Raw genomic sequence first — 18785 nt, 5'->3', positions numbered from 1 at the left:
TCCCCGCTGACAGACACCGCACGGGACATGAGCTGGCGAGATGCGAGGATGCTCATCGACGGGGGTGTTCGGGCATTGGGAGGAGTCCGTCTTCGACGGCCCGCTGATACAACTCCACCTTCGAACCCGCCGGGCGGCCGGCCTGAGCGTACTTGACTCGGATCCGGGCGAGATAGTCGTTGACCGTGTTCGGCGACAAACCGGTCATTCGCGCCACGCGATCGGCTTGTTCACCTGATGCGTACAGAGCCAGAACGTCTCGCTGGCGCGGACTCAGTTCGACGTCGGCGAGTCCCGGGTCGCCGTCGATCGCTGCGGCCCACTCGGTGGTCACCACCTGGCGTCCTTCGGCGGCCGCGGAGATGGCTGCGACCACGACGTCCGTTGGCTCCGACTTCCGCACGACGCCCAGCACGCCGGCTTTGGCGGCTTGTCGGACCAGGTACGGGTTCTCGGCTCCGGTGAAGACCAAAGCCTCGAGACCGGCAGCGCGTAATTGCTCGACGTTGGCGGAAGGGGAGGACCCATCCGACAGTCTCAGGTCAAGCAGGACGAGATCGAGGTCGAGACCTTGGGCGAGCAGATCGGTAACTGTTCCCGCGGTCGCTACGACCTCCAGATGAGGATGGTCGGCCATCATTGCCCGGAGGCCCAGCACCACTGATGAGTGGTCTTCGATGACACCGACTTTCCTCATGGAACTCATGCACCGCCCTTTCGTCGTGCTTTGATCATCCAGCATCGCAGGACAGCGTGTGTGTCTGACGCCACGCCCGCAGGCGGCGATCATCGCTGTCATACGAACGTAGGAACAGCTACGGCAGCGCCGTGCTCAACGCTTGTCGAGTGAATTCTCAGCGACATCGCCACTCGGATGCTCATCGGCGCAACCCGGCGCGGCATTACATAGAGCTACGAATACAGCCCGGCCTTGAATCCGTTGATGACCTTTTGCATTGCTTTCCGGTCGCGGATGCGCATCAGTTCTTCATGCAAGGGCGTTGACTTCAGCACCACAACCGTGACGTTGACCGTCCTGTCAGGAGCCGGCGGCGAAACGACGGTGCGTACTGACCAGCCGAGAGTACGGCCGACACGGCGCCCGGCCGACCGAATCTCCTGAACGCGAGCGGTGTCGGCTCCCTCGCAGCGGGCAAGGTACTGACCGCTTTCTCGCAAGGATGCTTCGATCGACGACAGCAGCGTTTGCGCACGACTTTCGGGAATTGCTTTCACGTACGCGCTCCTCATGGCGAACGACCTATGAACTCGCGTCCCCCGACGACAGTTCCCTGCCTTCAATCGTGCCAAATCACTTTCGTATGGGGTGTAGCTCGAATAGGTGAATCACGGCGGGTCAGCTCCCCATCGAGACGGAATTCGAAGCGACTGAGTGTATCGGTCGTCCGGTGGACGATAGTGAGCAGCGCCTCGCGTCGTGGCGGGAGGATGCGAATCGTCACCGTGCCGGAATCGGCGGCGGCGATAGTGTCGAGGACGCGGTCGAGTAGTTGGTCCCGAGGGTCGGCGGGAACGTCGTCGAGTCCGTGGTCGTCGAGCATCACCACTTCCACTCCGCGCGAGCGTGCTTGGTTGACGGCGCGGGTGATCGCAGGTGTCGTCAGAGTTGGCGCCCGAAGAGTGTCGCGGAGGTGGGCTTCGAGTAGTCCTGCTGTTGTCCGGTCGTCGTCCGTGAGGGAGCCGTAGCCCGCCAAGCGCTCGAGCAGAGGCCGGGTGAGTTCATCGAGCTGGGTGAGTCTATGGTCGCGCTCGTCGAGGACGGCCGCGTCTGCCGCTTCGGCCGCGGCACGGACAGTGGTTTGTCTACGTAGCGAAAAATATTCTGGGCAGCGGGGCGGATCGTCCATCCGAAGAACGTCGCCGTCACGAGCGGCGCGAAGTTGATTACCGACAGTTGCAGCCCGGTCACGTATCCCATGCCGGTCCGCTGTGCCCACATCACATAGCTCGCGAGAACTGCGAGCATGCCTATCCACGCCCAGGTCGTCCGGCCGCGTACGCACATATAGGTATAGATGGCGGTGACCGCTGACAGTGGCCATAGCTGTAGACCCGAGACCGGCGGGTGGACCGCCAACAGAATCACGTTCATTGCCACTACACCGGACGTGGTCAGAGCAGCGGTTATCAGCATCGGTAGTGGGTCGCCTCGGACCACGACGAGCGCGATAGCGGCCAGGCTGATGATGAACCACGCGGTGAGTTCGTACCAAAGGCTCCCGGGTGGGCTGGCTGTCGTGGCGATCAGTGCGTACGTGGCGACGAAAGCAGCGACCAGTACCCGTGCGGCCGCGGTGCGGAGGCCGAGCATTTCGCGGATGTCGGAGGCGTTGCCGGTGTTCAAGAAAGCGTCCACTCGAGGTGGATCCGGGTGCCGATACCGGGTTTGCTCTCAACCGAGGCTGAGCCACCCGGCAAGCCGCGCATGCGGCCGATGATACTGACGGCGATACCCAGTCGGTGTGGTGCGATGGAGGTGGAATCGAACCCGATCCCGTCGTCGGTGACGTCGATGCTGAAGACATGCTCGGAAACGTGCACCGTCACGGCGCGCACGGCGTCGGAGCCGGCGTGTAGGACGCTGTTGCGCAATGCTTCTGCAACTGCAGATCCCATGGTGCGTACGCCATCTGCCGGCAGCGACTCCGGCCCGGTTGTGCCGTTCGGCAGGATATCGAAGGTCGCCTGGTCATCGGCGTGGGCCGCTGCAGCCCGGAGGTGCGCGATCGCTTCTCTGAGAGCGAAGAGTTCGTCAGGCCCACCGTGCGTGCTGAGCGGGTCGAGACCGGCGAGCGCGGACCGGGCCAGAGGACCGACAAGGTATTGGGGCTGGCCACGAGCGGCGGCGAGCAAGGCCGACAAAACGCTGTCGTGAATCAATGCATCGATACGTTCGCGTTCGACCGTTCGCGCGCGCTGTGCCGCAGCTGATGCGGCGGCCCGGTAGGAAGATTCAGTGGTGGAATCGAGTAGCTTCCCGGTGCGAATCGCCATCGCTGCTCCGCCGACGAAAAGTGTGCAGAACATAATCGCGAAGGCGATTTCGGTGAACAGCATCACTACGGACGATCCGCCGCGGGCGACAGTGGTGATCGCCATGACGCCGACGCAGCCCGAGATGAGGTGAATGACGGTCAGCCAGACCGGCCACGCGATGATCGCGGTCAAGCTTGCCAGTCCAGGGAAAGCGGCAAGCCAGAACGCGTCACCTGAGGCAAGGTCTGGACCGTTCCAGGCGAGCGGCCAGGTGACAATCGACAGCAGAAAAGCCAGGGCTGCGGCCGCCGCGCTTAGGCGCATCGGCCGAGTGTCAGACCTGAATGACAACACTCCGGGCAGGAAACCGAGGCCGAAAACGGTGACCACCGTCAGCGGCGTCCACCAGGCGTCCAGGCGCGCCGACTTGACGATGATAGGTGGCAACAGGAAGACGAGATACGCGACGTATCCGACACTGACGAGCCGAGCCAGCATGCGCAGGATCCGATCGAGGTTCTCGGTGATGCCCGGTAAGTCGGTTGTCTTGCCCCCAGGATTCGTCGAGACGGGAATCTGGGCAGATGAAAGCGTGTCGTGCATCGTCTCCGGTGCCGGATCGACGGATGAACGGTCGTCGACCACGGAGACTTTTCTCGTCGCGTTCATGATCCCTTCCCTGCCCGACCCTGCAGCGATCATGCCTCATCACGGTCACCTCGGCCGGGCCTTATGAGCAGAGCTCATGACTGCAGACGATGCGGGTGTTTGCAGGATGCGGGCTACGGCGGGCATCACTGCTCGCCAATAGCGCTGTGCGGCAGTCTATCCCAATAGAGAATGTCTAAGAAACACTTGGCACTCGGACGGCTGGAGTGCTAAAAATGTGATGCACAGTGATTGGTCGCCCGGCAACCGGTGGCGGGCAGCGAGTGACGTAGGAGGTGGGTTGCTGTGCTTCGTTTTGATCCTTTCGGTGATGTGGATGCGTCGACCCGCGGGTTGCTGCAAGCGGCGGGATCGTCTCGAACTCCTCGGTTCATGCCGATGGACCTGTGCAAACTCGACGGTCACTATCTGCTGACCGCAGACCTACCCGGCGTCGATCCGGGATCGGTGGACGCCAGCGTGGAGAACGGGGTGCTGACCCTGTCGGCGGAGCGCACTGCCCGCTCTGAAGACGGCGTCCAGTGGCTGACGAACGAACGGCCCTTCGGAAGTTATCGCCGGCAGCTGTCCCTCGGCGACGGAATCGACGCGGCCGGCATCACGGCGCGCTACGAAAATGGTGTTCTGTCGATCACGATCCCGATCGCAGAGATAGCCAAGCCACGCCGCGTGGAGATCGAACAGGCCGACCATCAGAATTCCATCGAGGCATCCTCCGGCTGACGACCCGCGCCGAAGAGAAGGCCCGGCGGCCGGGTCCGTCGAAGTGGTGTCGCTCAGGTGTATTTGGGCGACACCACTTTTCGATGCATGCCCGGAATACCACCTGCCACGTCGCCGTTGTTCCTTGCGAGCTTTGATTAGTTGTCAGAAAGGAGACACCCATGCCCTACTATCCCTCCACAGTGCCCTGGACCTCGCCGGTCACGCGCAGTGATGCCAGGCTCCGCGACGACGAGCCCAGCCCTGGATGGTGGGGGTGGCTCACCGCTCTGGCTGTGTTCGGCGCATTCGCCGGAGCGTTGATCTTCGGCGTGCCGCGCTGATCCAGACGATGTTGATGGACATGACTTCTGAGCGGCGGTGGCGACCTCTTCGACCGGTTGAGCCCGGCGAAATCGGCTCGACGTTTTCAGCCGCGCGTCTTAGTCTTCGAGAATGTCTATCCGCTACCACGTGTCATCCGTATTGAATCGTGTGTCCATCTCGCAGTACGGGTTGGACTGGAGCCGCATGGGGGCAGCGCCAGGTATCGCGGGAAGCCGAGAACCCGAGCAGCAGGGGTGTTTTCTCGCAGCCAACGAGTGGGAGCGGGACTGGTTTGTGCGGATGAACAACACCGGTGGCGACGTCGATGTGTGGGAGGTCCGTGGTGTCGAGGCCGACGATCTCACGCAGTCACCCCAGGGTTACTACTTTCTGCCCGGTGTCCTGCCGCCGAGTCGCGTGCGGTTGTCGCAGCGAGATATCCCGCCGCAGGTGTAGCCGGCACTAGGTACGGGCACCTGCTCCACTTTCGTAAATCCGCTCCACTTCCAGAACACTGGAAGTGGAGCGGATTCCTATAACTGGAGCAGATTGCCGCTGGACGTTGATCAGCTGCTGCCGAACGGCTCGTATCCTGAGCCGATGAGAACACCATCGTGGGTGGAATTGGTCGGGCGCAATATCGCTGCGAGTGCCCTGTCGGTGTCGGGGTCGTTGCGTGTCTCCGGCAAGAACAGGCAGGACGGACCCTTCGACGAGCAGTTCGAGTTCTGGCACGGCGGCGGTGGGCAGTGGCGTATCGAACGTGACGGCGAGGTGGTCTATCTTGCGTCGGCCGACGGTACGGTGACGGTGCTCGTCGACGGCGAGATGCGGCGTCAGGCCTCGGGGCGTATCCGGATGGCCTGGGTGGGGTCCATGTTCAGTCCACTCGATCTCCTCGGTGAGGACTCGCTCCTGAGAAAGATGAGCACTCGCACGCGGGTGACCCGTGAAGCCGAAGCCGTCGAGAAGGATGGCCGGGCAGCGTGGTCCACAGAGTTGGTGACCCCGAAAGGTGACGACACCATCGAACTCGCTTTTGACGACGGCACCGGGATCCTCGTGCTGCTGCGTAGCCCGAACGGTGGCCTCTTGCAGGTCACCAACCTGGCGGTTCACGATCAGATCGAGAGCGAACGTTTCACCTGGGACGGCCCGATCGCCGACGCAGATCCCGATAGAAATGATCCGCGGGCGCAGGCTGCCAACCGAATTGAGATTCTGAGCGCCCTGGTCACTGCGCTGGAGCGGCCGCAGGATCTGCTGAGTGCCGTTGCCGGCACGGCTGATAACCAGCAGGCCAGGACGGCGGTCGTCGACCTCCTGGGCGTGAGCGACACCGGCGCCGACGCTGTCCTCTCCATGCAGGTCCGGCGCTTCGGTAGTGCCGAGGTGGACAAGATCCGGCGCGAGGTGGCCGAACTGCGTCAGCAGACCGAACACCCGTCCGTTGATCAATGAAGGTGGCCAGCCAACCTTCGCTCAAGCTCTAACGAGAGACGCTGTAGCGCACGTACATCCATCCCGAAGAAGGGAAGACCCGGTGCTCTTCTAACGTCAGGTCGAGGCGCCGATCGGGTGCACAGAACGGTTTGCCGCCGCCCACGACGGTCGGCACCACGAACAGCTCGATCTCGTCGAGCGTGGTGTCGCCTGGGCCGACTACACATCCGACACTCTGCGTGGACACCTGGGACTGGATGTGCCCGCCAATCGGTACGCCGACACCCTAGGGCTCACGCCGGCATCGCGGCGGCGCACTCCAACGGTCGGGTCAGCTACTCCCGAAGCTACCGGGACCGAGGCAGACCGAGCCTCCGCACGGTGAGGGTGGGCCTTCGGTGCTGGAGGCGGCAATCGCGGTGAGATTTCCGAGGTTGTCGGCGACAACGGTTGTCGTGCCACCAGTTCTCGGGACCGAGACGACCTTCGAGCCGTAGTGCTCAGCGATGTACAAGGTGTTGCCGACCGTGGTGAGGCCTGTCGCACTGAACAGGCCGTCGACGACCAGAGTGGGTTGACCGCCGCCGACCGGTAGTGAGACCACGCGATCGGTGAGGGATACGTAAATCAAGTTGCCGGACAGTGCAACTCCAGTTGTTCCGCCATTGAACTCTGCGAGCACTGTGGGCTGGCCGCCGCTGGTCGGAACCGACACAACCCGCTGCGCGCCCGACTCGCCGATGTACAGCGTTTCGCCCGACACCGCGATCGGCCCGGGAGCCTCGAGACCCTCGGCAACGACGCGAGGGGTGCCGCCGGTGGTCGGGATGGCAAGGATCCGGCCTGCGTTGGATTCGACGACGAAGAGCGTCCCACCGGATTCGGCCACGCCGGTCGGAAGGTCGAGACCATCGGCAACGGTGGTGAGCTGACCGCCCGCAGCTGGAATCGAAAGGACACTGCCCCGAGGGTCGGTGGTGAAGAGAGTGCCGTCGGCGAATGCGATGTCGTCGGTGAGTGTGCCCTCGGCAAGCGTGGTCACTGCTCCGCCGGTACCCGGCAACGAAAACACCCGATTGGGTTCGAGGCCCGCCAGATACAGCGTCACCGTGGGTGCGGCGACAGCCGTGGGTGTAGAGCCCAGGGCCCCGACAGCGAGTATCGCTGCGGTAGCGATTGCACTCCAAGTGCGCCATCTGCGCAATGGTCTCGTGCGAGTGCCGGTCTCGCTTGTCGCGCTCATCGCGGGCCACCTCATCGTTTGATCAGCAAGAACTCTCCGACATCAAGGTGGCAGGAATATTCATTAGAGTCAAGGCACTATTAAATTCTGACAGAGGTCGAGGGCGTGGCTCGGTGGGCGCAGGCTGTGCTGCGGAGCTTGGCTCCTGGTTTGGTGTGGCCGGTTTCGGCTGGATGTTGTTCAGCTGCTGCCGAACATCCCGGGTGTCAGGCACACCGATCCGCTGCACGGGGGTGTTGGGGGTGCTGTGGATGTGAAGGTGATGGTGACCGATGGAGCGGTGCCGCGGGCGGCGAGCGTCGGTCCGGGGCCGTCGGGGTCGAGCGAGGAACCACCGCCGCCGCCGACGTAGCCGCTTCCGCCTCCGCCGTACAGTCCGCCGCCACCACCGAAGCCGAGGTTATAGCTTGCGCCTCCTTGGCCCAGCGCGCCCGCGGCGCCGTCGTCACCGCCGGCGCCGCCGCTGGTCGCAGTACCCGCCTGCCCTCCGGTGAGGTTGCGCAAATTGGGGCCCGCGCTACCGGCGTCTCCGCCGGGGGCCGGCACGGCTCCGCCTGCTCCGCCGCCGCCGGCAGCGATTACCCTCCGGGACTGCAGATCGCGGCCTGCGGTGCGAACGTCGGACGCGCCACCGCCGCTTCCTGTTCCGTCGAAGCCACTTACGTCGGAATGGAACCATCCACCTTGTCCGCCGCCGTTGAATCCTCCGGGGGATCGTTCGAGGACAATGTTGCTCTGGCTGCCGTCACCACCGACAAACGCGTACACGGTCGGTTCCGTGACGGCGATCGAGGAGGTGACGACAGCGCCCACCCCGCCGTCGGAGTGGAAGGTCTCCCCGGTGAGTTGGTTGTACGCGTCAGCGTCACCACCAGACCCGCCGACGGCCGTGACGGTGATGGAGGTGATGCCGTCGGGCAAAGTCAGTTCGTGTTCACCCGCGGTGTCGAACGCGCAGGTGACGAGGTTGCTGCCGATCGGCTGTACGCATTCGCTCGGCAGCGGTGCCGCGGATGCGGTGGGCGCTGAAGCCAGGGCCCCGACAGTTCCTACTACGCAGGCGGCCACCACACTGCGGCGGCGCCACGCTCGGCTCGGTCGAGCTGGTGAAGGATGTGGTTCGACATCAGTCGGCAATCGTGACATCCGCGTGGCTCCTATTCGTTAAAGTGTGACGCTAACAGAATTAAGGTTTGCGCGAGTAGATGCGTGAAAAGAGGTGGTGTCGCCATCAGGATCAGCTATCGGCCACCGGAGCAGCCGGGCAGGGCACGCTTCGGTGGTGCCGAGGTGGACAAGATCCGGCGCGAGCTGGCCGAACTGCGTCAGCAGACCGAACACCCGTCCATCGATCGATGAAGGTGGCCAGCCAACCTTCGCTCAAGCTCTAACGAGAGACGTTGTAGCGCAGATAAATCCATCCCGAAGCAGGGAAGACCCGGTGTTCTTCCAGCGTCAGGTCGAGGCGCTGATCGGGTGCATAGAACGGTTTGCCGCCGCCCAACATGGTCGGCACGACGAACAGCTCGATCTCGTCGATCAGGTCGACCAGCGACGCCGCCAACCTCGCGCCGCCGACGCTCAGCGTGCCGTCGGTCTCCGACTTGAGGCGCTCGACTTCGGCATGGGCGTCCGCGCTGCGCACGAGCCGGCAGCCGTCGGGTACGGAGTCCAGCGTGTCGGAGAAGACGATCCGCGGCGTATCCGTATATGCCCGTGCAAATTCCGCCTCGACCTCACCGCCGTCGGCACGCTCGGGATCGGTCCAGAACTCCTCCATCATCTCGTACAACCCGCGTCCGAGCAGGAACGCCGCGGTGTCCTTGGCCTGACGATTGGCGATCCGGTGTACCTCCTCGTCCGGAGCTGAGAAGTCGATACTCCCGGCCGGGTCCTCGATGTAGCCGTCCAGTGAGACGTGCATGCCGTAGGTCAAGATCCCCATGTCGCTCCTTCGTCGGGTGGTCAGGAATGTAGACCACTGACGGCCGTCGGACTCATCGGATGCTGGCTCGTCACTTCGGCTTCAACTGGCCGATCGCGATGCGCCGACCGTTGTCCGACCACACCGCACGACCCTCGTGCAGTTCCGCCGACATGAAACCGCCGGTGTCGCGCCATGGCCAGGCCACATGGGCGCGGGCCACTTGGTCCTGAATGAGGTCGGCAATGCACGCGAGGATCGTCTCCTCGTCGTCCACGAGCTGGGGTACGCACCCGCTCATGCCGAGCCCGTCAGGTCCGCGACCTGCCACCGTGACGCTGCTGAGCAGCATCACGCCACCGTTGAGGGCGTCGTACCGGGCGACCCAGTCGATCCGATCGATGGTGCCCGCGTAGTGACGCACGTGCAGATCCCGGCCCAGTCGGTGCAGTGCGTTGCGCCACGGGTCGGGCAGGTCCGATGACGCCACCTGGACGGACTCGCCCAGGGTCCATGAGGCCGTCAGTACTTGCTCGTACTCAGGCTCGGGGAAGGACCACATGGCTCGAGGGTGTCACCTGGTGCGGGTGGGGTCGAACGATTTTCGCAGGGTACGTTCGCGTGATGGGGAGATGGCGGACGACCACAGTCGTTTCCTCAAGCCTGGCACTTGCCGCCAACTCACGGTCGAGCGTGTACTTCCTGCGAACGCGTCTCGGGCGATGCCGCAAGAACCACACGCTCGCCGGCTGGCCGCGTCGACCGTTTCCGATTGGACCAAGTGAACCGCACCACAAGTCGGTTCCGTGGTTGGGTCTCAGCAGATAAAGTTCGTGCGCGTAGGTAATTGCCGCGCAACCACAAAAGGAATCGGGGATTTACAGTGGGATCAGTGGGAACAATTATCGGCATCTACCAGCTCTACAAATTTCTCTCAGACCTCGGTCTGATCTGATCATCTCTGCGTGACGACGAGACCCGCTGGCCGCTCTTTGGTGGAATGACCAGCGGGTTCTCCCGTCTCCACCGCAGAATCGACCGTATTGATCGGATTGACTCCGGCTATTGCTGAAAGCCCCGGAAAACTCCGTCGCGGTCTGCAGCGTCTTTATAGTCGATAAGACCCGTGTTGCCGATCGACAGGTTGGCTTCAATTGATGCGACTTCCTTGGGGATCACTCGGACGACGAGTCCTCGTGTGCCGTATTCCGCACTGCCGGTGTCGATGACCAGGATCGGATGTTCAGGATTGTTCAGGGCGATCCTGTCGACGACGTACACGTAGGAGGGTGGCCCGGGCGGGGAGAACTTGTCGAGAAGCCCCTTGATCGTCATGCCGTCGTAGAGCCGGTTGTCGACAGGGATGAGCTCGGCAACGTACTCGTCGCCCTCGGTACTGGCGACTATCGGCGCCATCGCTTCGGCGAGTACCCGTCCCCAGAGTGCATCATCGCGGAATCGGTTCGAATGATGAGGGATTCGTCGTCGCCGAGTTCCCGTGCAGAAGGTTGCGCCGAAGAATCTTCGCTGCTCTGGCACCCGGCGACGACGACTCCGACAAGCACTGTGACCAACAACCTTCGGCGGCCTCGCCGACGCGACGTGGTGCGAGCCCTGGACATGGTCGCTGTCATATCTGCAGCATCGCAGGTGCCGGCCGGCACCGTCCGCGGCGGGTCACGTCGCGCGTCGGGTGCGGGCGAGGGCTGTCGGATCAGCGTGACCCGGTCTCGTCGTTCCACGGTGCAAGAGGAGGAGTTCCGGCCACGGGCTCATCTGGGTGCAGCAATCGTTGCAACAGGCCCAGGGATTCGGTGTTCAGGTTGCCGAGGAAGATACCGACGACCCAGTCGAAATCCCCTGCCGTCCAGGCGTGGACGACGGGGAGGTCCCACCCGAGAAACCACTCGTCGGCCGAGCGCGGTCGCCGCGCCAGGCGCCCCAGTGGCCACTCGCCGATGGCCGCATCGAACGACCCGTCCTCGTCGTGTGAGCGGAGCAGGTGCATGTTCAGGTCGAGGGTGACCGGGATCGCGAGATCGTGATCGGTGACGTGTTCGCGGAACCAGTTGTGCTGTTCGTCTTTACGTACGCCGACGCTCGGCGTTTGCGCGGAGTGGAAATCACCCTGCCGGGAAGACAGAGAGGTTCCGATCTCGCCGGTCCAGACGAACATCGCCGGATCGATCGGAATGCCGGCGGTGAATTCGATGAAGCTGACGGCGGTCCCGGCAGCGTCGACGCGCTGTTGCAGGACCGCGCCTGTGCGTTGGTCCACGGTCAATTGCCTGGCGTAGGGCTCCTTGTCGCGAGGCGGGGCGAGTTCTACCGACCAAGACGGGCGACCCAGATAGTCGATGTCTCTGATCGGTCCTGTCGGCGTCGTCCAGCGGCCGCCGACCCACTCGCCGGCCGAGCGCGTGACGAGCAGTTCTTTCCCTGGCCCGATGAATGACATTTCCCGAGCGGCACCTCGCAGCGGAAGTTCCTCATGACGGGCAAACCGCCACACGGTCTCGCCGTCGGTCATCACGACCAAATCGCCGGCCACCGTCTCCACCCGGACTTTTGGCCCATCGCGCCACACTTGCAGGTCGTCGACACCCGCGACGTAGACGGGTGCGATGTCGCCCATGTGGCCGTAGAGGCCGCCCTGGACCTCTCCCGATCGGGAGATGACTCCCTGGATGGGCGCATGCGGGCCGTCGACCATCGTCTTGAGCACTTCGATCCACGCAGTCATGAATCAACGGTGACACAAGTTGGGCGCGGTGGCAGTCGGTCGGAAAAGTCTTCGGAGTCAACTCTTCCCGCATAGTGCAGGTCCGCCGCGTCGGATTGTCTGCGAGACTGCATCCATGGTGAAGCAGCAGGTGGCGCCTGCCGCCGTAGCGGTCGGCGGATTCGTTGCCGTTGTCGTACTTCTGACGCGACTCGGTGGGGTAGCGTACTTTTCGACCTCCAGGATCCGTGGCGGGCGTTGATCGAGGGCGACACGGCGTGCGCCGCACTGGCCGCCGTGATCGCTGTGGTCGTCAGCGCCGCGGTGCGCGATCGTGCCGTCGCGGTCGTCCTCGGCGGAACCGGATTCGTGGTACTCGGTGTGATAGCTGCAATCGACACCTCGGCGACATGGTCCAGTTATGGCCTCGCGGTGGCCACCGGGTTGGTGGTCGCGGCGGTGGGGTCTGTGGCTGCCAACGCAGTTGACCGAAGCGCATTGCAGGCGTCGCTCATCGGGGGAGCGCTGGCCGGTGCATTCCTGGCCAGACCGCTCGATCAATACCGTCCGCTGGCCGGGTACCCCGGCGACAACGTCCCGGTCGGCACCCCCGCGGACTGGCCCCTCGTCATCGGTGCCACCGCCGCCCTCCTGTTGCTGGCTGCGTCCTGGTTCACGGCTTCGAAGAGTTCTGACAGTGATCCTCTCTTTACCGGGGTACGTACGGGCCGCGCGCTGGCGCTGGGGATCGCGATACCGGTTGCGTCGGTGCTGCTGTGGTGGTGGTTTATCGCCACCGAGGTCCTCGCCGACGACGCGGATCTCGGTACCAGCACATGGTGGTACGGAATCCTGCTGGTACCTCTGGTTGTCGGTGGGGTGTTGTGGCTGTCCGGACGGGACGGTTTGGTCCTGGCCGCCGTGCTCGCGACAGGGGCCGCAGCGGCCACTGTGCCCAAGTGGCAGGGATCGTGGCCTGTGCTCGTGGTATTCGTCGTTCTGATCATCGGCGGGATATGGACCGGACGCCGCATGCCGCACCCCTTGGTCGCGGTGGGCATGCTCCTGGTGTGCACCTTGGTGAACATCAGCGATCAATCAGCCTGGAAGGTAATCGGAATCATCGCCGCTTTCGTGGTCCCGGCGGCCGGCGGCCATCTCATCGCAGCCTGTCTGCCCACGACGGCAGTTCTCAGCACCGTGGCCGTCACGTCACCGGCAACGCTATATGCGGTCACCGGCATCACGTTCGGTTTGATGGCAGCGTTCGGCGGCTCGCGCGAGTCGGGTTTCGACAGTTACGCGCCGAACACCACAGAACTGGTCTTGTCGGTGGTCACGATCGCCGCGTGCGCTGCTGCGATCGTCATCGTCACCCGACGCCAGCCAGCGACCGACACGTAGAGGTCGCGCCCCATCGGCGACGTCGTGGGTGCGAGCCGAGAGGTTAGTTCTGGCCCCGGATACGAATGAGCTGCAAGCCGCCGGAAATTGCGACGAGCGGCCAGCAGATGACCGCCACCCACAGGCTCGGGTTGCGTTCGCCGTTGGCGAGGTCGTAGACGACGAGAGCGGTCAGAGCGATGCCGGCGACGACGCAAAACCACGCAAGTCCAGCGCGGGCCGACGAACCGGGGGGTGTGCTGCCAGAAAAAGTCACGGACATTAATCTACCGGCGCTCGTACATCTTCGCTCTACTGAAACAGGCTGCTGCGAAATGTTCTCGAGTCAACTGCTCCCACGGGCCGCAATTTCTGCGAAGAGCCGGTATTCAAACTCGAGTTCAGTAGCCTTCCTAAAGGGCTGAATGTAACGGGCATATCGAAGTCGACGACATGTCTTCCGGAGCGGCCACTATCGGGGGAGAAGAATGGACGACGGGGTTTCGGCGCATACAAAGCGGCTATGGACCTATGCGCTGATTCTGATTTCCGTCGTTGCGTTGGTGGTCGTCGTGGTCGGACTGTTGTTACCGCGGGCCGACCCGGAACTGACGACCGCACCCACGACCTCTTCGCAGGAGCCTGACCCCGCGGCGCCGAGATGCCCGACATCGTGGAAGAGCCCGTCAACCTGGGTGCACCGATACCTGGGTGCGACGTCGTAGAAACGCCGGACGAAGGCTATTCGGTGATCACCGGCACCAGTGGTGAACCGAGCTACGACAACCCGAAGTTCCCGTGGTTCAACGGCCCCAAAGCCACGGAGATGTCAAATGCCGTGGCGGACTTGTTGCCGTCCGGAGCGGAGATCGAGTTCGCAAGTCCGGAGCGATCGCTGGTCTTTCAGCCAATCACCGACTTTGGCGAAGACACTCCGGACCAACCGGACGGGTATACGTCCGCAAACGGTTCGGTGACCAACGGTGACGCCAAGGGTGGCCTCTACGTCAGCGTCGCGCAATCGTCCAGACCGATTCCCCCGTGTGTGGCAGGCGCGCTCGATGAGCGACGCACGCTGCCCGACGGTGTCCTGGTCGACGTCCAGGACACCTGGCACGAGACCGACGGGGTACGCACCTTGAGCATCTCGGCGATCGCCTACGTGCCGGATGGGTCGCGGATAAGCGCACAGGCCAGCGACGCATCTGGGACGACGGGCGGTGAGAACAGCGGCGCGATCCCGGTGTCGGTCGACGACCTGGTACGCATCGTTACCGACCCGCGGCTCCGCATCAGCACCCCGGTACCTCCTGGCACACCCGCCCCGTCGGCAGGTTGTCGCAGTGGCTCATTCGATGACTCCGGTCCATCCGTGACCCGGGAGCAGGCGCGCAAGCTCGACACCGTCCTTGCGTCCATCGACCTGGGCGGTGCAACTCTGCCGCCGCTGCAGCTCGGCAGGTATTCGGAAGCTCTCTTGTGTACGGGGGTTCCGAACGTGACACCGACCGCAGCGCTGGACATCTCGATCACTGGTGGCAAGCAGCTTCCGGTGGAGGAGCGCCCGGTCCGGGGCGCCGGAAGCCAAAAGACCCTGCGAACACTGGCCGACAGGACTGTGGCGCAGACAGACGTCTCCTTCTCCGGTGGCAGATCAATGACCAATCCCGACGACTACACCAGTAAAGCGATCAACTCCGTCGTCGTGACACGACCTGCAGGGACCCAGATCTCGGTGAGTTCGACAGCGCCGTCACCGGACGAGGCCCTGCCGTTGTCCCAGCTCGAATCCATAGCGCTCACACCCGGATTGGAGTTGTAGACGTGCCCGGTAAGAGCACCTTGGCCCTGGTCGTCGCCGCGGTGACTGCAGTGGTGACGGTCTCCGCGGCAGCGATCGTGCTGGCGGATCGCGCTCCGACGTCGGTCAAGAAGATCACCGGGACCTCTGAGGAAACACCGGGGCTCGCGTGGTCGTTCGATCCCGCCGAGTACCTCGATCGTCCGTTCGCCGGTCTGACCGACCCACGGTTGGGTTCATCGTTCAACTCCGGTGAGCCCGGCTTCATTCTGACCGGCGACACGTTCCTCACCATCGCTGGTAGTCCGACCGAGGGGCTCGCCTTGGACAAGCCGGTCATGATCAGCGTCGATGCAAAGGACGGGACTGCACGCTGGCAGGCACCCGCCCACGATCTCCTCGGATGCAGCGATATCCCGCTCGGCGGGAAGATCTACTGCTACGCGATGAGTGACAAGTACGAGATCGTCACCTACGACATCGATTCAGGCGTGTCCGAGAGGCGGACAGTTCCCGAATCGGTGTACGGCCTCACGACCACCTCGGACGCGCTGTACATCGCCGAGGGCAGTCTCGAGGAGAGTGTCGAGGGCAGCGATGTGCGCGTGCATTCGGGGACCTTCGACAACATTTCCGCGAACTGGTCGCAGCCGGTCGACATCGGCGGCTATTACGAAGACCTGTACGGCATCGACGTCCTGACCGTGACCGATGGGGTAGGACTCGTCCGGATCGGCAATCAGATGGCGCAGTTCGACGCTGAGTCGGGGACTCCGCTGTGGACGACCGGCGACGGTGTTTGTGTTTCGCAGGCGAGTCTGGAACCCGGTGGCGTTGTGGCGCAGATCAATAGCGACTGCGATTCCTACAATTCGGTGTCCGGGCAGCTTCTCCGAGGACCAGACGGAAAGGTGCTGACCACGACCGACAGTGCAACCGCGCAGAGGCCGATGCTCGAACACCGTGACGACGCCGGTGAGCCCATCCTGCTGGGGGATTCCGCGTACGACCGTTCGTCCGGCGAGCTGCTCTGGACCAATCCCAGCATCGTCAGTGGGTCGCAAGGAGCCGTGACGGCCATCGTGGGCGACACGATCTACCTGAGAGACACGAACACCCAAAGCGATACAGGCATCGACCTGCGGACCGGGAAACAGTTGTGGCACAACGATGCGACTCAGACGTTCGACGTGGCCGGCGCCGGCGGCCGCATGCTCCTCGGCAATGACGGGACCGCACTGACAGAGTTCGACCTCAGGACCGGCTCGGTGGTCTGGACAGCTCCGTTCACTTCGATCGCCAGCGATCCCGAGACTTTCGCCACCGGTAGAGCGGCGCAGCGGTATGGCGACGGGTGGATCTACTCGTCGGATCGCCGGATGATCGGTCTGGCGCCGCTGTGATCACCCGCTTGTGAATGTCCACTGAACGATGGCTATCGGTGTGTTGCCGAGCGTGAAATTATCCGGTGGGCCGCGATGTGTCTACAGGCCGGATGAGGGGTGGGGCGGGTGCTGCTGGATCTTGCGTTGATCGGAAGCCCAGTTCTGTCGTACACATCGGTGGCGATCGCGTTGATGCTGCTGGCGTTGGTGATCGGGTTGATCGATGTGCTGTGCCGCGACGACACCGGAGTTCGGCTGATGCCGCGGTGGGCGTGGTTTCTGGTCGTGGTGGCGGTGCCGATTGTCGGCACGCTGGTATGGCTGGTCTTCGGTCGTCCACGCGCGCGCAGGGTTCGGCGTCGGGGGCGTGGTGGCAGGCGAGGTATGCCGCAGGTATCAGCGGCGGTGGTCTCTGCATTTCCGGAATACGACCGACCCGGCAGGTTCATTCCGCAGGACCCCGCGGCCGACGCCGAATTCCTGCGACAAGTCCGTGAGCGGGCGCAGGAGCAACGCCGTGTGGCCGAGCTCGAACGCCGTCGCCGCGAAGGGACGAACGGATCCGCCACCTAAACGGGTGAACTGACAACTGCAAGTAGCCTACGTTGGCAATTCTCGCGTCGTCTGAAGAGATGAAACAAACGACGCGGGGGGCCAATTATCTTGGCCTTGCTGGCGCAATGTATTCGGTACCGCCGAATCGCCAACCGGTCTTGCGTCATAGTGTGCGTGTATGTCTGATGGTGGGGGTTCTCAACGTTTGCGGACGTTGGGTGATGCGGCGTGGTGGGTGTTCATTGTTGCCAGCCTCATTGCCGGCGGTGTGACATGGCTTGCCGGTGAGCGCTATGTGCCCTTCGTGCCTCCGTCGATCGGAGCGGGCACCGATGTGGCGTATTCGGGTTCGTACTCCCGCTTCGACGGCGTGGTGATGGCGGATGTCTACTCCTCGAGCGAGACCACCAATTGTGGTTCCCCCCAAATCGTGGAGGACTCCTCTATGCGGCTTCGGGCTCCGCGACTGCAGCGTTCTCGTAGTCGATGGGGCTGACCATCCCAATCGTGGAGTGCCGGCGGACGTGGTTGTAGAAGCCGTAACACCAGTCAAGCACACCGGCCTTGGCTCCGGCAAGAGTCTCGAAATCGTTGCGTGACAGTACCTCCCACTCCAGGGAAGAGAAGAACGCTTCGGCAGCGGCATTGTCGAAGCATGACCCGACGCGGCCCATCGACTGACGGAGTCCCATCCGACGGCACAGCTTGGTGAACTTGTTGGAGGTGTACGTCGACCCGCGGTCACTGTGGAAGATGACCCGTTCGGACTCCTCGTCACGCCTTATGGCCTGCTTACCGCCTCGGGTGGCCACCGCCATCTCGATTGCTGCACACGCGAGCGGTGCGTCTGGATGCACGCTGGTGGCCGCACCCAGCAATCGGCGGCTGTAGAGGTCGATCACGGTCGCCAGATACAACTTCCCGGCCGCAGTCGGGATCTCGGTGATATCGCCGACCCACTTCTCGTTCGGACGCGTCGCGGTGAAGTTCCGGCGCACCAGATCCGGGAACTTCGGTGCCGTCTTGTCCTGCCGGGTCAGCCCGTTTCGGCGACGGATCCGGCGTGCCACCAAACCCTGCCGGCGCATCGAATCCGCGACCGTCTTCTCGCTCACTGTCCACCCGTCCTCACGCAGGTCCACGTGCAGCCGCGGGGAACCATGCAAGCCCCGCAATGTCATGAACTTGACCTTGACTGCGCGGTCTACCGTGTCGCGCCGATAGTCACGCGCGGTATGCAATCCTGTTGCTGCACCCGGCTTTTGAGAACGCTTGAACCACTTGTAGAACCACGCCATACTCACGCCAAGCAGCGCGCACGTGACCGTATGTGGCACTCGATAGGTGGTCCTCTGCTCTGCGATGAAGCGGGCCAGCATCACTTCGTCGCCTCCTTCACCCACAGGACCACCGATCGTTTTAAAACATCGCGCTCCATCCGCAACTCGGCCACCTCGGCACGCAACCGCTTGAGCTCGGCAGCACTATCGCCGCTCGCCTCATCCTCGCCGCCGCGCTCGGCGCGCGCACGGTTGACCCAGTTGCCCAGGGTGCCCTCGTTGACCCCCAGATCGCGCGCGACCTGGGCGATCGGTTTACCCGTCTCCTCGACGATCCGGACCGCCCCATCACGG

The 18785-nt window shown here is 63.6% G+C and carries 25 protein-coding genes; 10 read left to right on the top strand and 15 right to left on the bottom strand.

The window, feature by feature from the left end:
- Positions 1-52: 52 nt before the first annotated feature.
- From BFL43_RS14870 to BFL43_RS14855, 5 genes are all read right to left on the bottom strand, one after another.
- Positions 53-697, bottom strand: coding sequence for a LuxR C-terminal-related transcriptional regulator (locus BFL43_RS14870; protein WP_084893301.1), 645 nt, complete (start codon positions 695-697; stop codon positions 53-55).
- 215 nt (positions 698-912) lie between these two features.
- On the bottom strand, positions 913-1236 hold the full coding sequence (locus BFL43_RS14865) for a hypothetical protein (RefSeq protein ID WP_143695330.1): 324 nt from the start codon (positions 1234-1236) through the stop codon (positions 913-915).
- Between the two features lie 62 nt (positions 1237-1298).
- The gene (locus BFL43_RS29485) at positions 1299-1574 is read right to left on the bottom strand and encodes a hypothetical protein (protein ID WP_240498275.1); all 276 of its coding nucleotides are present in this window, start codon (positions 1572-1574) and stop codon (positions 1299-1301) included.
- 47 nt (positions 1575-1621) lie between these two features.
- Positions 1622-2365: a hypothetical protein gene (locus tag BFL43_RS14860; RefSeq protein WP_240498274.1), complete on the bottom strand. Its 744-nt coding sequence runs from the start codon at positions 2363-2365 to the stop codon at positions 1622-1624.
- The gene (locus BFL43_RS14855; protein ID WP_240498273.1) at positions 2362-3666 is read right to left on the bottom strand and encodes an ATP-binding protein; all 1305 of its coding nucleotides are present in this window, start codon (positions 3664-3666) and stop codon (positions 2362-2364) included. The genes BFL43_RS14860 and BFL43_RS14855 overlap by 4 nt, the downstream gene beginning before the upstream one ends.
- 285 nt (positions 3667-3951) lie before the next feature.
- Here BFL43_RS14855 and BFL43_RS14850 point away from each other — a divergent pair, with 285 nt between their 5' ends.
- The 4 genes from BFL43_RS14850 (at position 3952) to BFL43_RS14840 (ending at position 6156) form a co-directional block, all read left to right on the top strand.
- The gene (locus BFL43_RS14850; protein WP_084893299.1) at positions 3952-4389 is read left to right on the top strand and encodes an Hsp20/alpha crystallin family protein; all 438 of its coding nucleotides are present in this window, start codon (positions 3952-3954) and stop codon (positions 4387-4389) included.
- 161 nt (positions 4390-4550) lie between these two features.
- Entirely contained in the window at positions 4551-4712 is a 162-nt protein-coding gene (locus BFL43_RS28995) for a hypothetical protein (protein WP_168176650.1), read from the top strand.
- Between the two features lie 112 nt (positions 4713-4824).
- The gene (locus tag BFL43_RS14845; RefSeq protein ID WP_084893298.1) at positions 4825-5151 is read left to right on the top strand and encodes a hypothetical protein; all 327 of its coding nucleotides are present in this window, start codon (positions 4825-4827) and stop codon (positions 5149-5151) included.
- A gap of 144 nt (positions 5152-5295) precedes the next feature.
- Positions 5296-6156 (top strand): hypothetical protein, encoded by an 861-nt coding sequence (locus tag BFL43_RS14840; RefSeq protein WP_143695329.1) that lies wholly within the window; start codon positions 5296-5298, stop codon positions 6154-6156.
- Positions 6157-6184: 28 nt separating this feature from the next.
- Here BFL43_RS14840 and BFL43_RS14835 read toward each other — a convergent pair whose 3' ends face one another.
- The 3 genes from BFL43_RS14835 to BFL43_RS14825 form a co-directional block, all read right to left on the bottom strand.
- Positions 6185-6385 (bottom strand): hypothetical protein, encoded by a 201-nt coding sequence (locus BFL43_RS14835; RefSeq protein ID WP_084893296.1) that lies wholly within the window; start codon positions 6383-6385, stop codon positions 6185-6187.
- Between the two features lie 84 nt (positions 6386-6469).
- Complete coding sequence (locus tag BFL43_RS14830) at positions 6470-7381, bottom strand: hypothetical protein (RefSeq protein WP_143695328.1); 912 nt, start codon at positions 7379-7381, stop codon at positions 6470-6472.
- Positions 7382-7561: 180 nt separating this feature from the next.
- Complete coding sequence (locus BFL43_RS14825; RefSeq protein WP_084893294.1) at positions 7562-8527, bottom strand: glycine-rich protein; 966 nt, start codon at positions 8525-8527, stop codon at positions 7562-7564.
- Positions 8528-8590: 63 nt separating this feature from the next.
- On the opposite strand from BFL43_RS14825, the gene BFL43_RS28990 reads away from it, so the two are divergent.
- Complete coding sequence (locus tag BFL43_RS28990) at positions 8591-8740, top strand: hypothetical protein (RefSeq protein WP_168176649.1); 150 nt, start codon at positions 8591-8593, stop codon at positions 8738-8740.
- A 28-nt stretch (positions 8741-8768) separates the two neighbouring features.
- On the opposite strand, the gene BFL43_RS14820 is transcribed toward BFL43_RS28990, so the two are convergent.
- The 4 genes from BFL43_RS14820 to BFL43_RS14805 all read right to left on the bottom strand — a co-directional run bounded on the left by BFL43_RS14820 (position 8769) and on the right by BFL43_RS14805 (position 12048).
- Positions 8769-9326, bottom strand: a complete 558-nt coding sequence (locus BFL43_RS14820; protein ID WP_084893293.1) for a dihydrofolate reductase family protein — start codon at positions 9324-9326, stop codon at positions 8769-8771.
- 70 nt (positions 9327-9396) lie between these two features.
- Positions 9397-9867, bottom strand: coding sequence for a hypothetical protein (locus BFL43_RS14815; protein WP_084893292.1), 471 nt, complete (start codon positions 9865-9867; stop codon positions 9397-9399).
- A gap of 500 nt (positions 9868-10367) precedes the next feature.
- Entirely contained in the window at positions 10368-10721 is a 354-nt protein-coding gene (locus BFL43_RS14810; RefSeq protein ID WP_084893291.1) for a hypothetical protein, read from the bottom strand.
- Positions 10722-11019: 298 nt separating this feature from the next.
- A complete protein-coding gene (locus BFL43_RS14805; RefSeq protein WP_084893290.1) occupies positions 11020-12048 on the bottom strand; it encodes a hypothetical protein in 1029 nt (342 codons plus the stop codon).
- A gap of 237 nt (positions 12049-12285) precedes the next feature.
- On the opposite strand from BFL43_RS14805, the gene BFL43_RS14800 reads away from it, so the two are divergent.
- Entirely contained in the window at positions 12286-13431 is a 1146-nt protein-coding gene (locus BFL43_RS14800; RefSeq protein ID WP_084893289.1) for a hypothetical protein, read from the top strand.
- 43 nt (positions 13432-13474) lie between these two features.
- Here the strand turns inward: BFL43_RS14800 and BFL43_RS14795 are convergent, their stop codons facing one another.
- Complete coding sequence (locus BFL43_RS14795) at positions 13475-13687, bottom strand: hypothetical protein (protein ID WP_143695327.1); 213 nt, start codon at positions 13685-13687, stop codon at positions 13475-13477.
- A gap of 384 nt (positions 13688-14071) precedes the next feature.
- Here BFL43_RS14795 and BFL43_RS14790 point away from each other — a divergent pair, with 384 nt between their 5' ends.
- From BFL43_RS14790 to BFL43_RS28615, 4 genes are all read left to right on the top strand, one after another.
- A complete protein-coding gene (locus BFL43_RS14790; RefSeq protein ID WP_240498272.1) occupies positions 14072-15232 on the top strand; it encodes a hypothetical protein in 1161 nt (386 codons plus the stop codon).
- Positions 15233-15234: 2 nt separating this feature from the next.
- The gene (locus BFL43_RS14785; RefSeq protein WP_143695326.1) at positions 15235-16614 is read left to right on the top strand and encodes a PQQ-binding-like beta-propeller repeat protein; all 1380 of its coding nucleotides are present in this window, start codon (positions 15235-15237) and stop codon (positions 16612-16614) included.
- 108 nt (positions 16615-16722) lie between these two features.
- Entirely contained in the window at positions 16723-17169 is a 447-nt protein-coding gene (locus BFL43_RS14780) for a PLD nuclease N-terminal domain-containing protein (RefSeq protein WP_240498271.1), read from the top strand.
- Between the two features lie 160 nt (positions 17170-17329).
- Entirely contained in the window at positions 17330-17647 is a 318-nt protein-coding gene (locus BFL43_RS28615; RefSeq protein WP_143695325.1) for a hypothetical protein, read from the top strand.
- On the opposite strand, the gene BFL43_RS14775 is transcribed toward BFL43_RS28615, so the two are convergent.
- The gene (locus BFL43_RS14775) at positions 17595-18533 is read right to left on the bottom strand and encodes an IS3 family transposase (protein WP_084889697.1); all 939 of its coding nucleotides are present in this window, start codon (positions 18531-18533) and stop codon (positions 17595-17597) included. The two genes, BFL43_RS28615 and BFL43_RS14775, sit on opposite strands and share 53 nt — an antisense overlap.
- On the bottom strand, positions 18530-18785 hold a 256-nt coding region (locus tag BFL43_RS14770; RefSeq protein ID WP_084889703.1), incomplete at its 5' end, for a transposase. The genes BFL43_RS14770 and BFL43_RS14775, both read right to left, overlap by 4 nt.

The sequence above is a fragment of the Williamsia sp. 1135 genome, assembly GCF_002095395.1.
GTDB lineage: Bacteria > Actinomycetota > Actinomycetes > Mycobacteriales > Mycobacteriaceae > Williamsia.
Note: the sequence above shows the minus strand (reverse complement) of the source record. Positions and strands in the feature narration are given on the sequence as shown.